This is a genomic window from Lactococcus sp. AK05, assembly GCF_041026685.1.
GTDB lineage: Bacteria > Bacillota > Bacilli > Lactobacillales > Streptococcaceae > Lactococcus > Lactococcus lactis.
The window spans coordinates 261,610-273,973 of the sequence record NZ_JBFTEI010000002.1 but is presented as its reverse complement, the minus strand read 5'-3'; the positions used below and the strand labels follow the sequence as shown (position 1 = coordinate 273,973).

Genomic DNA, 12,364 nt, shown 5'->3' with positions numbered 1-12,364 from the left:
ACTTGTTCTCTTTTCTATTTTTTAAAGGGTATTGGCGTCTTTTGCGTCAGTGATAGAGGGATAAAGGAAGTTGAAGCCAAAATCTTTTTTCAAACGATGATTTGAAGAAACCGACTCCCATTTGTTGTGGTCATTGTCAGTTGGACGTTCTTGAGCAATATTTTCAATAGACAAAATGTCAGCGATAGAAGTTTCAGAATCGTCAACGATGTTGTAAAGGTCATGCTTCAAATCTTTAGTGTGAACGATTTGCAGGAGGGCGCGGTCAATATCTGTGTGATGAACCAGCGAATTTAGCTTATCAGGATGACGTTCTGTCAGATAAGGGGCAAGTTCGCTTAGATGAGGGTCTTTATCCCCATAGACTAAGCCAAAGCGAGTAATGACAAGTTCGGTAGCTGTTCCATCAAATAAGCTGTGAAGACCTTTTTCGGCAGCAATTTTACTTGCTGGATAAGTCGCAGTCCCTGTTGGCTCATCGTTTTCTGTGGCTGGGCGATTAAGCGTATTTCCGAGATAAACATTAGTTGTACTTGCAAAAATAAAACGTTGGACACTGGCTTCAAGTGCTGCCTTGGCAAGACTAAGTGTCGCATCAAGATTGACTGCTTTTTGTGTTTGGTCAGAAACACCACGAAAAGCTGCTGCAGTATGAATGATGACATCAATGCCAGCTACCACTTTTTTTAAATCATTTAGATCTGTTAAGTCACCAACGACGATTTCGGCACCTTGTTCTTTCAGTGAAGTGGCTCGCTTCTCATCACGTACTAAAAGACGTACATTTTCTTTTTGATTAAGAAAATATTGAGCCAGACGACTGCCAACTTTTCCGGTTGCACCAGTGATTAAGATTTTCATTTGATTACCTGACGACTTTCTTTAAGGGCTGACTTGACTGATGAAATTGTATGCTATAGCTTTCTCTTGACAGGTTCAGTCTTAATTTTATATAATGTCAGTAACTGACATTTGAGAATAGTATAATCCTTTGGAAAGTGATTGTCAAGAAAAATGTCATAAACTGACATTTTGGGTTTTTGGATATGTTTAGGAAGAAAAAATGAAAAAATCAAGTCAAGAAAAATTATATGAAGCAGCGCTTGAGCTGATTACAGCACAAGGCTATGACAATACCACCGTTTTACAAATCGCAACTAAAGCCGGCCTAACTGAGCGAACTTTCTTTCGCAAATTTAAAAATAAAGCGGATATTTTCTTTGCCGGAGGCGAGCAATACAGCGAAATGTTACTGAATAAAATGCGAGAATCAAAAGAAACAAATCCTTTATTTATCGTACTTGATGGTTATTTCTATGCTGCAGACTTCTTTGATGAACATCGAGAAAGAACAGTCAAAAGACAAAAAATAATTGCCAGCCACCCTGATTTGGAAGAGCGTGAACTCCTTAAACAAAGTAAAATTGAAGGACTCTTGGTCGAATACTTACTGACAGATTATGAGGAAAGAACAGCAAGACTTGCGGTTCGTTTGGTTCGTGCAATATACAGTGTAGCATGGGAAGAATGGTTAGAAAATGAGACGGAAAGTTTACGTCAACTATTAGAAAAGGCTATTGGCTCTTATAATGATTTGAAAAATTACTGACGGAAATACTAGCATATCCGTAAATGCGCTAAAGCGCAAACGACTATCCTATGACAGAAGTCTTGTCAGCAGTTTTTTGTTTTATTCTAGTCCTTTTTTCCAAGGGTCGAGCCAATTGACAAAAAGAGCAATGAAAAGAAGTAATCCTGAGATAAGAGCAAGCAAGTGCATGCCGTTAAATAAGGTGTGACGCAAAGGGGGAATAAGATTTACTGGAATATTTTTTAAAGCTTTTGCATCAGAAATTTGATTAAGAAGTGTTGTTGTAAGTTTTGGATTATGTGCTGTTGCCTCAGTAAATGTACGATTAATGGCAATGGACAGTCCAGATAAAACAAGCGTTGTTCCCATTGTTCTTAGTAGTGCATTAACCGCGGTGGCTGCACCAATCAAATGCTTAGCAACACTTTCTTGAACCGCAACTTGCAAGGTGATATTGACAATTCCAAAGGCAGTTCCAAGAATTGCTGTTGCCACAAAGAGCATCACAATTGAGGCATGTTCAGGCAAACTAAATAAGAAAAATGCCCCTAAAACCATAATGGAAAATCCAATATAGATTGTTTTCTTTTCTCCCACTTTTTGAATGAGATGATTAACATTTCTAGTGCCTATAACCAGCATGATTGCTGATGGAATCAAAACCATTCCGCCGACTAAAGCCGTTGCGCCCATGACTCCTTGTCCCCAAGTAGGCAGATAATTTGTGTAAAAACCAAAGAAGCCATATTGCATGAAAAACATGATATTTTTAGCGATAAATGAAGGGTTTTTGAAAAGTTCAAGTGGAACAATTGGGTCAACTGCTCGTTTTTCAGCAAAATAAAATCCGATGAAAAAGAGAAAACTTACAACTAATAAGATAAGGAGGAGAGGAAGATTAATGACTGCATTTCCCATCATTTGGAAAAGCAACATTATTGCAATGACAGCGATGGATAAAGAAGTAGAGCCAGCAAAATCAATTGATTTTTTAGTATGGTCTGTTTTCAAGTCGAAATTTTTCCAAACAATAAAAGCCATATAAATCCCAATTGGAATATTGATGAAAAAGACCCAGCGCCAGTCAAGTAAAGTGACAATCAGCCCCCCGACAATTGGTCCTGCAATAGTTGAAAATGAATAAGCAGCGACAGTATTTCCAATCACTCGTCTTCGTTCATCGGCTTGATACATCATTCCATAGATGACAAAAGGAAGTTGAATCATCACACCAGCACCAAGTCCCATGAGCGCGCGTGCGACAATAACGATTAGCATATTAATGGCTAATCCTTCGCCGAGAGAACCTATTGTAAATAAGAGTGTGCCAAGCACAAACATTTGTTTATATCCAAAGCGTTCGGCTAATTTCGTCCAAATGGGAGAAGAAACCGCCATGAGGAGCATATAAATGGTTACAACCCAACTCATTAATTTAATTCCATGTAATTCCGCCATCATTGCAGGTAGAGCGGTCGCTACGATTGACCCTTCTAAACCTGCCATCACATTGGAGAGCATAAAGGCTCTTATGGAACGTTTTTCTTGTATTTTATTCAATTTTTACTCTTTTCTATTTTAAAATAAGATTCAAAATGCGGTGGTTGACACTTTGAAATCAACATGCTATATTATAGCAAGTTAGAGTTACTCTAAGTCAAGAGAAAAAATTGACTCTTTATTAATTAATAAAATAAAAAAGTAAAATTGCCATAAAAAAGTGATTTTTATAAGTTCAAAGGAGAAAAAAATGGTCACGATTGCTACAGTTGCAGGGAGAACAGGAATTTCAGCCTACAATCTACGATTCTATGAAAAAGAAGGATTGATCTCAGTTCCACGCACTAAAGCTGGAATTCGTGATTTTGATGAAGCAACAGAATCAAGAATTAATGCCATTCGCCATTATCGCTGTGCCGGATTGAGTCTAGCACAAATTAAAGAAGTTTTTGCCAATACAGATAAGCATGAAATGATAATTGGAGTTTTAAAAGCTCGTAAAAAAGAAATGGAAAAAGAATTAGCCGAACTTGAAAAATCGATGGCTTATTTGGATAAAAAAATTAATATTCATCAAGAACGCTTAAATGAGGAGGCGACAAAGCTAGTCTAGTTTGACAAGGACTTTTCCATTTGATATAATAGGAAAGTCGTGTGAAAGACCACGAACTCTCGAGCTGGAAATGGGGTGAAAATCTATGTCAAAAACACTTGTACGCAAAAATGAATCACTTGACGACGCACTCCGTCGCTTCAAACGTTCAGTAACAAAAGCTGGAACTCTTCAAGAGCTCCGCAAACGTGAACACTACGAAAAACCTTCTGTAAAACGTAAACGTAAATCAGAAGCAGCACGTAAACGTAAAAAATACTAATTAGAATTTTTAATCACTGACTTCTGTCAGTGATTTTTTTAGTTTTAAAATAGCAGCCTGCCACTTTTGGTGGGCTTTTTGTATTCTAAAAGTCTTGTTTTTAAATTAAGTTAAAATAATTACTTTATATTTACCAAAGTTTCTAAATAAGCGTATAATATTAAACAATCAGAAAACAAAAAATATTCACTAAAAGGAGGTTTTACATTGGAAAATCAGAAAAAGCACTTTCAGATGAAGTCACCAAGTAAATTTTGGTTACTTAGCACTGGAATTCTTTTGAGTTTGTTAGTGACTAGTCTGCCTTTAGCAGTAAAGGCTGATGAAAATTTGGCTGTTACACTACCAAGTCAAACTGAAGCTGTCACCCATCCAACTGTAAATTCTTCTCTTGCCGTGTCTGATTCGACAACCGAAGGAAATACAGGAGGTTCACAGGCAGAAATGCAAACTAAAGCGGCAAGCTCAATCACTTCACAGGCAAGCACCGCTCCAAATGCCAGTTCAGTTTCATCATCTTCAACCAGTTCGGCTCAGACTTCAAGTGAAGAAACAGGCTCTAATTCTTCAGAGGTTTCAGCTTCATTGAGTTCAAAGGCCTCAACTTCAAAAGCGCCAAGTGTTCCCCTTGATTCATCAAAAGCAAACGTCACAATTGCTTCAAGCCTGTCGGCGAGCGGAACAATCATAAATCCTGCTCTCACAAATGGTTCAATTGCCAGCCAAGCCAATGGTCAAGACCCTGTCATAAGCTCGATTTCTGCGACAGGTTCAGTCGCCAATGACATTACAGGACCAGCCACGCTAGATGGTATCAATATTACAATCAAGGCTAACAACCTTGTGCCCAATAACTTTTTAACGCCTGATGGTCTTCATTGGTCGGAAAATACAGAGGTTATTCCAATCACAGGTCAAACAACAGGTCAAATCAGTACTGAAAACTTTGGACAAACGGACGGCCCGACCATACCTGCGATCACTTATACTATGAATGCAGGAGATTCTGGACGAATTACCAATGTTGGAAGGACCCTAGCCGGAACGAATCTAGATTTGATCTACAAAGTCATTTCAACAGATGAATCAAGCTGGCAAGCCCCCGCAGAAAGTACGTCTGACTGTCCGATTGGATTGGCTTTTACAGGCGAACAAAACATCGCTAACTCAGACGGAAACTCGATTGTCGCCCTCTACTACGGGGCAAATAATGTCAACCTCAATTATCAAATCGTCGTACATAATACGAATTTTCAAATCCCTGTTCTTGCCTCTTTTATCACAACGGATATTGATATGGCCCAAGGAGTCAAAACCAATCTTGCCAACCTTTTAACGGTCATTCCAAAGACCACTAATCTTGCGACCGATTCAAGTGGTGTTATTTATGATACGACAAGCCCTGATACCGACTTGAATGGTCAAGCTAGTCTCCCTTATGGCGGTTATTTGGGTGTCGGTTTTCTGTCAAACTTTAACTATGATTTTTATAGTCCAGCACCAGTACGTAGTGGAGATTCCTATCAATATTCACAAGGGGTTCGCTATGACCTCTTTGGTTCAGCGCTTCAAGCACATTTGACGACCCAAGTCAGAGATATTGTTTATCTTAACTATTATGATGCGGACGAAAACAATCAGCTTATTGTTCCTCAACACCAATTTATCTGGTTTCCAAATGTTTCTTGGAATGTTCCAGTAAGCACTTTTCCTCATTATCAATACGGTTGGCAAAATCAAAAGACTACAAGAAATATTATTCATGTCGGCGATTATTACCATATTCAAAGTACAGTCACTTATGCTTATTACGGCACAGATGGCACTTATCTCGGTCAAGAATCAACCAGTGGACTTTATAACAAGCCTTATTCGGTTAGTGTCCCTTATAACTTTGGAGATTACTATATCGAAGGAAATAAGATAAGAGCAGGACTTTATCCAAAACAAGATGAAACGCTTAATGTTTACTACAAATATGTGCCACCGATTGTTTATTACAACACGAGCAATCCCTATGCGACGACTTATTATGCCAATGGCTATGAGTATGTGCCAAATTATATTCCACCTGTGGTTTATTATACGCCCACTTATGATGGTTATGGTTATGTTGGAGGCTACTCTTACTCTAGTGGCTATGCTTATTCATCAGGAGGAGGCAATACAAATGGGGGAATTTCAAATAATGGTAACTCATCACAACCATATATAAATCACAAAGGAAATTATGGACGAGCATTGCCAGATATGGGGGATGGTGACGAAGATATAGGTAAAGACTTTGTAGAGAATTACGCTATAAGCGGTTGGGAATATGGACTAGGAAAAACTCTTGAAAATGTTTATGATGTTACTCCTTTAGGTGTAGGTATTGATTTTGGAAGTCAATTGATGAATGGGGAAAGTATTGAAGAAGCAGGTGTAAAGACGATTGCGCATAAAGTAATTAGTGATGTTTCTATGGAAGCTGGGGCAGAAGCCGGGGCTGATATAGGTGGAGAACTTGGAACATTAGGTGGACCTGTGGGTATTGTTGTAGGAGTTGGAATAGGAATCGCCATTGGGGTATTAGGTAGTATGATATTTGATGCAACTTATGATTGGTTTAAACGGAGAAAATGGTAATGGAAAAAACTAAAATAATATATCTTCGTACTGAAAATATGGTTAATTACTATATCAATGTAGAAAATTATCAGTTATATACCCGTTCTTCACCTAATAGTAACTCAGCCGCTGGGGTACAACTTGCCTCATTTTCTGGAAGTATTGCGACAATTTTGGGGATTGTATCTAAGGGAAATAATATTTTTGAAAATCCAAGAAACAATCTAATAATCCTTGCTATTATGTGGGGAATTGCAATACCCTCGGCTATATTATTATCAAGTTTAGTGATAAGAGAGAAGAAAAAGATAAATATGGGCGAAAAGTTAATTTTAAAAAAGAAAAATATAGAGGATAAGGGGCTATTAGACAGAAGTTATAAGGCGAGCTATCTATTATCGATTACTTTTTTTGCCCCTATGGGAATGATTATAGGCTCTTTCTATTTTGTAGAAAATGGTAATATGTTGTTCTTCATCTGTATGATACTCGCAACAATGCTCAGCTCATTGGCGGTTCCTTTTGCTCTGAATATTCCACAAAGATACAAACTTCTTAGAAAAATGAAGAAAGAAGGAATTTTTTAGATTTGAATACTATAGTGTATAGATAAAGAAGAATTCATAAATAAAATAATCATTATCAATATAGTTGGCAAAATTAAAAAACTACGGGAAACACAATAATATTCGGCGATTATTATCATATTCAAAGTACAGTTACTTATGATTATTATAGTACGGACGGGGTTTATCTCGGTCAAGAATCCACCACGGGATTTTATGGACACGTTTATTCGGTGAAAGTTCCTTATCGATTTGGCAATTACTATATCGAAGGAAGCACGACACGGTCAGGACTTTATCCGAAAACTGATGAAACGCTAAACGTTTACTACAAATATGTTCCACCGATTGTTTATTACAACACGAGCAATCCTTATGCGACGACTTATTATGCCAATGGCTATGAGTATGTGCCGAATTACATTGCACCTGTGGTTTATTATGTACCGACTTATGATAGTTATGGTTATGGTGGAGGCTACTCTTACTCTGGTAGCTATGCTTACTCGTCAGGTGGTTATAGCAATTCTAGTGGAGCTTACTATCCAAATTATGTGACACAATCTGCTTATTATACAAAAGAAGCTCAGCTTGTTAGTGAAGATAATTATAACGGTGGAGGTAGTAGAAATGGTGAAAATTGGTGGGCAGATGAAGGAAGAGACCAAGTTTTTGGTTTGGGAGCAGAAAAATTTGCTCAATGGGGACTTATGATAGGAGAAGAAAGTCCTGTTAGTCCTATTGTTGGACCTGCCATAACTTTTGGTACTGAACTTGCGAAAGGAAAAGGGATAGATGATGCGACAGCTAAATCTTCTGCAGAATTGGGGATAAATTTAGTTGTAGGTGGGATGGCTACACTAGCTATTGCTGGTACTACTGCACTTGCACCTGCAATAGCTATCGGAGTAGCTGCTTTCATTGTAATGCATGGGATATCTATTGGATATGATTATCTTTATGACCACCGCAGAAAACGGAAGTGAGGTGTCGATAGATGATTATCAATTTTTATACTAATGAAGAATCTTGTTACGGTTTTGAAAATAAAACACAAATGGTATTTGTGAGAAAAAATGAAGTCACTAGTGAAGGAAATCAAAAAATGCTGTGGTCAATAATTGGAGGTGGTTCCTTATTGTCACCATTTTTGACAGATTTTTCCTTATACTTGAATCATTTCTCAAATGAAATGAATGTTTTATTGTGGCTATTGTTATCTTCCCTAGGGCTTTGCCTAATTGCCTTTTTAATATCTTATGTTTTTATTTTAATAACAGATCGGCAAAATGAAAAGTTATTTAAAGCTAGTGGACAAAATTGTGTCTTATCCCAGAAAGGATGGAGTGATATTGAAAAATATGAGAGTTCAAATCGTCTAAGATTAGCTATGATTTGGGGAGGGATTATTTTATTTATGTCAATACTTTTGCCATTGGGAAATTTCTATCTTACTCACAATGATGGGCTCATTTTTGCTCTAATACAAACTTTGATTTTTGGTATAGCCATATGTTTTCTTTTACTTTACATAAATCGTAGAGCGACTAAGAATAGAAGAAAAGTCTTAAGTTTGCATAGTAGTATGATTGCTTATACGACCATAGAAAGAAAAAAAGATGAAATCAATACACCCTGATAAAGTTATAGTAGATATCGGAGGAAATGCAGATGATAGATATGGCTATAATTCTAAAACGAAAGAACTATTTATAAAAAGCAATAAAAAAATAACGGGTATGGGTATGCTCCCTGTTCTGGTAATAGCAGTAGCATTTCCAGCATCTGCGATGAATTTTGCAGAGCAGCATTCTATCACTATTTCTCCTGTAAGATGGATGATTTTGACAACGGTTGTCTGTTTACTTTTATCTTTTGTCTTAGCAAGAATTTTATTATTTCTTTCAGAAAACTTTTCTAATTATAAAAACTTTGAAAAATTAGAAGATAGTAAAGAGATAGAAAAACTCTATCAAATACAGGCGACTAAAGCGGGGGAAATCGTTTTGATTTTTCTTGCTGTAATTTGTGAAAGTGTAGGGATAGCATTAGCTGGTTTTTATATCGACTCAGGTGATATGGGAATTTGGTTAATTTATATTACTGTTTTAATTGCTATCAATATGCTTGTATATACCTACTTGTTTTATTTCAAGAGGGCAAGAAAATTTAGAACTTTAGCTCTCATGGAATTAAAAAAAGAACAGGAAATTGAAAAATGAAAGAAGAGATTGACGAAAATAAAGAAAAAGAAGTGATTCAAAAAGCTTATAAATACAATGGATTGTTAGGAATCTGGATTATCGCTGTATTCACCATTTTTTTACTACAAGTTACAAAAATAATAACAGACTCATATCTAGTTTGGGGATTTGGTTTACTTATCCTGATTTATGCTATCGCTCTTCATGTTCAGAATCATAAATTAAGAATAAAAAGCATTGCTTCAATTTTAGTATATAGTCTTAATGTTTTGAGCGTGATTGGTGCTGTCTTGATTATTTTTGCAAATCAGGCGCATAATCTTTTGGAGTTAGCGGTGGGGGTCTTATTGGGATTGGTGACGCTTATCTTACAAGATTTAGCTGCTATTTTTGCACTATTGTCAGCAAGAAAATTGCGAAAACTCTATCCTGATATTCTTGATAATAGAAGAAAGAAAATATAATAATTTTTCCCACTTTATAAATTTCGTTTTTAAAAGTTACTTTATCTGTCAGTAAATTTTGTTAAAATAGAGGATAGAGGGGGATAAGATGACTAAGATTAAACATATTTTTTCTGACCTAGACGGGACTTTACTTGATGACCAAGGTAAAATTTCCAAAAAGACTCAAGAAGTGATTGAAAACTCTAATCTTCCATTTTCTTTGGTTTCAGCAAGAGCGCCTCAAGCGATGGAGAGTCTAATTAATCAATTGAATTTAAAAAGCTCACAAGTTGCTTTTAATGGCGGGCTTATTTTTGCTAAAAATGAAGTTATTAAAGCAAATCCAATGGTTCATGCTAGCGCTCAAGAATTGATTAAGACAATCAAAAAAGATTATTCTGAAATAAATCTATCCCTGTACAGTTTAAGCGATTGGTATGTTGAAAAGATTGATAAAGACATCAAACAAGAAATGGAATTTACTCCACAGGTTCCTAAGTTAGTAGATTTGGAAACATTGATAACTGAGCGACCAAGAATAGAAATATTTAAAATTCTTTTGATTACACCAAATGAAAGTAAGTTAGAAGAAATTAAAAAACATTTAGAAAAGCTGAATTTTCCTGATATAATCATTCAAAAAACTTGGGAAACGTATCTTGAGATTACACATCTTGAAGCTCAAAAAGCTAAAGCAGTTCAATTTATTGCCCAAAGAGAACAGTTAGAACAAAGCGAACTTGCAGCATTTGGCGATAATGAAAATGATTTAAGTATGTTAAAAGCTGTTGGGTTACCAATTGTCATGGCAAATGCTTCTGATGACTTAAAAAAAATAGGAAAAGTGATTACGAAAAGCAATACAGAAGAAGGTGTCGCTTATGGAATTCAAAAATATATTACTGACAGCCCTTTTTAAATTCATTTTTAAAAATAAAAAAATCTGTCAGTAAAAATCTTTTAAAAGTAACCCTTTACAAGCTAAAAGTAAAATTCTCAAAGCCAAATTATTCGAATTTGTGATATAATTAACCTATCGATTTGAATTGAATCAGCATGGTGCTTTTTCAATCTCAACAAAAATATCTTATAAGGAGAATTTTTCCAAATGGCAAAATTGACTGTAAAAGACGTTGAACTTAAAGGCAAAAAAGTCCTCGTACGTGTTGACTTTAATGTTCCAATTAAAGATGGCGTAATCACAAATGATAACCGTATCACTGCTGCGCTTCCAACAATTAAATACATCCTTGAACAAGGTGGACGTGCAGTCCTCTTCTCTCACTTGGGACGTGTTAAAGAAGAAGCTGACAAAGCTGGTAAATCACTTGCACCAGTAGCTAAAGCTCTTTCTGAAAAACTTGGTCAAGATGTTGTTTTCCCAGGAACTACTCGTGGAGCAGAACTTGAAGCAGCAATCAACGAACTTAAAGATGGAGAAATCCTTCTCGTTGAAAACACTCGTTTTGAAGACATCGACGGTAAAAAAGAATCTAAAAACGACCCAGAACTTGGTAAATACTGGGCTTCACTTGGTGACGGAATTTTCGTTAATGACGCATTTGGTACAGCTCACCGTGCTCACGCATCAAACGTTGGTATCTCAGCAAACGTTGATAAAGCCGTTGCTGGTTTCCTTCTTGAAAACGAAATTGCTTATATCCAAGAAGCAGTTGAAGCTCCAGAACGTCCATTCGTAGCAATCCTTGGTGGTTCAAAAGTTTCAGATAAAATCGGTGTTATCGAAAACCTTCTTTCAAAAGCTGATAAAGTTATCATCGGTGGTGGGATGGCTTACACATTCTTGAAAGCTCAAGGTTACGAAATCGGAACTTCACTCGTTGAAGATGACAAACTTGATCTTGCTAAAGAATTGCTTGAAAAAGCAGCTGGAAAATTGATTTTGCCACTTGACCACAAAGTTGCTAATGCATTTGCTGGTTACACAGAAGTTAAAGAAACTGCTGACCAAAATATTCCTGCAGGCTTCATGGGACTTGACGTAGCAAGCAAAACAATTGCTGATTACAACACACAACTTGAAGGTGCTAAAACAGTTGTTTGGAATGGTCCAGTTGGTGTATTTGAAAACCCAGACTTCCAAGCAGGTACTGTTGGATTGATGGAAGCTATCGTTAAACAACCAGGTGTTAAATCAATCATCGGTGGTGGTGATTCAGCAGCAGCAGCAATCAACCTTGGTTATGCAGATAAATTCTCATGGATTTCAACTGGTGGTGGAGCTTCAATGGAACTCCTCGAAGGTAAAGTACTTCCAGGACTTGCAGCTTTGACTGAAAAATAATCTAAAAGCTAATAAATAAAAAGAGTTTGATTTTTTAAATCAAGCTCTTTTTATTTCTGTTATTGGGACAATTTCTGAGCACTTTTATTTTTAGATTAAATTATATGAAAATTCGAAAAAGTTGTTGACATTCCGAATTTTGAAGAATATAATAAAACTATCTTCTAAAAAATTTTGAAGATACACTAAACCGCTCGGCCAACTGCTTAGTGTAAATAATATAGGAGGACTTTATTATGCAAAAAGCAAAACAACTCAAAAAATTGT

Annotated in this window: 12 protein-coding genes and 1 pseudogene; 11 read left to right on the top strand and 2 right to left on the bottom strand. The window is 36.3% G+C overall.

The window, feature by feature from the left end; genetic code table 11:
- Nucleotides 1–21: 21 nt before the first annotated feature.
- Entirely contained in the window at nucleotides 22–861 is an 840-nt protein-coding gene (locus AB6B24_RS05865; protein WP_311805367.1) for an NAD(P)-dependent oxidoreductase, read from the bottom strand.
- 202 nt (nucleotides 862–1,063) lie between these two features.
- Between AB6B24_RS05865 and AB6B24_RS05860 the strand changes: the two genes are divergently transcribed.
- On the top strand, nucleotides 1,064–1,609 hold the full coding sequence (locus tag AB6B24_RS05860) for a helix-turn-helix domain-containing protein (RefSeq protein WP_311805365.1): 546 nt from the start codon (nucleotides 1,064–1,066) through the stop codon (nucleotides 1,607–1,609).
- Nucleotides 1,610–1,690: 81 nt separating this feature from the next.
- Here the strand turns inward: AB6B24_RS05860 and AB6B24_RS05855 are convergent, their stop codons facing one another.
- Nucleotides 1,691–3,112 (bottom strand): MDR family MFS transporter, encoded by a 1,422-nt coding sequence (locus AB6B24_RS05855; RefSeq protein WP_311805573.1) that lies wholly within the window; start codon nucleotides 3,110–3,112, stop codon nucleotides 1,691–1,693.
- A 229-nt stretch (nucleotides 3,113–3,341) separates the two neighbouring features.
- Here AB6B24_RS05855 and AB6B24_RS05850 point away from each other — a divergent pair, with 229 nt between their 5' ends.
- The 10 genes and pseudogenes from AB6B24_RS05850 to pgk all read left to right on the top strand — a co-directional run bounded on the left by AB6B24_RS05850 (nucleotide 3,342) and on the right by pgk (nucleotide 12,097).
- Nucleotides 3,342–3,704 (top strand): MerR family transcriptional regulator, encoded by a 363-nt coding sequence (locus tag AB6B24_RS05850; RefSeq protein ID WP_010905229.1) that lies wholly within the window; start codon nucleotides 3,342–3,344, stop codon nucleotides 3,702–3,704.
- An 85-nt stretch (nucleotides 3,705–3,789) separates the two neighbouring features.
- Nucleotides 3,790–3,966, top strand: coding sequence for a 30S ribosomal protein S21 (gene rpsU, locus AB6B24_RS05845; protein WP_003129844.1), 177 nt, complete (start codon nucleotides 3,790–3,792; stop codon nucleotides 3,964–3,966).
- A 207-nt stretch (nucleotides 3,967–4,173) separates the two neighbouring features.
- On the top strand, nucleotides 4,174–6,594 hold the full coding sequence (locus tag AB6B24_RS05840) for a cell wall anchor protein (protein WP_311805363.1): 2,421 nt from the start codon (nucleotides 4,174–4,176) through the stop codon (nucleotides 6,592–6,594).
- The gene (locus AB6B24_RS05835; protein WP_153242074.1) at nucleotides 6,594–7,163 is read left to right on the top strand and encodes a hypothetical protein; all 570 of its coding nucleotides are present in this window, start codon (nucleotides 6,594–6,596) and stop codon (nucleotides 7,161–7,163) included. The genes AB6B24_RS05840 and AB6B24_RS05835 overlap by 1 nt, the downstream gene beginning before the upstream one ends.
- 86 nt (nucleotides 7,164–7,249) lie before the next feature.
- Nucleotides 7,250–8,128, top strand: a pseudogene (locus AB6B24_RS05830) (cell wall anchor protein); the annotation flags it as partial.
- Between the two features lie 11 nt (nucleotides 8,129–8,139).
- Nucleotides 8,140–8,781, top strand: a complete 642-nt coding sequence (locus tag AB6B24_RS05825) for a hypothetical protein (protein ID WP_311805361.1) — start codon at nucleotides 8,140–8,142, stop codon at nucleotides 8,779–8,781.
- Complete coding sequence (locus AB6B24_RS05820; protein WP_230318022.1) at nucleotides 8,762–9,364, top strand: hypothetical protein; 603 nt, start codon at nucleotides 8,762–8,764, stop codon at nucleotides 9,362–9,364. Before AB6B24_RS05825 ends, AB6B24_RS05820 begins: the two co-directional genes overlap by 20 nt.
- Nucleotides 9,361–9,810, top strand: a complete 450-nt coding sequence (locus tag AB6B24_RS05815) for a hypothetical protein (protein WP_195936288.1) — start codon at nucleotides 9,361–9,363, stop codon at nucleotides 9,808–9,810. The genes AB6B24_RS05820 and AB6B24_RS05815 overlap by 4 nt, the downstream gene beginning before the upstream one ends.
- An 88-nt stretch (nucleotides 9,811–9,898) precedes the next feature.
- Nucleotides 9,899–10,711 (top strand): HAD family hydrolase, encoded by an 813-nt coding sequence (locus tag AB6B24_RS05810; protein WP_311805357.1) that lies wholly within the window; start codon nucleotides 9,899–9,901, stop codon nucleotides 10,709–10,711.
- A 189-nt stretch (nucleotides 10,712–10,900) separates the two neighbouring features.
- Nucleotides 10,901–12,097 (top strand): phosphoglycerate kinase, encoded by a 1,197-nt coding sequence (pgk, locus tag AB6B24_RS05805; protein ID WP_012897069.1) that lies wholly within the window; start codon nucleotides 10,901–10,903, stop codon nucleotides 12,095–12,097.
- Nucleotides 12,098–12,364: the final 267 nt, after the last annotated feature.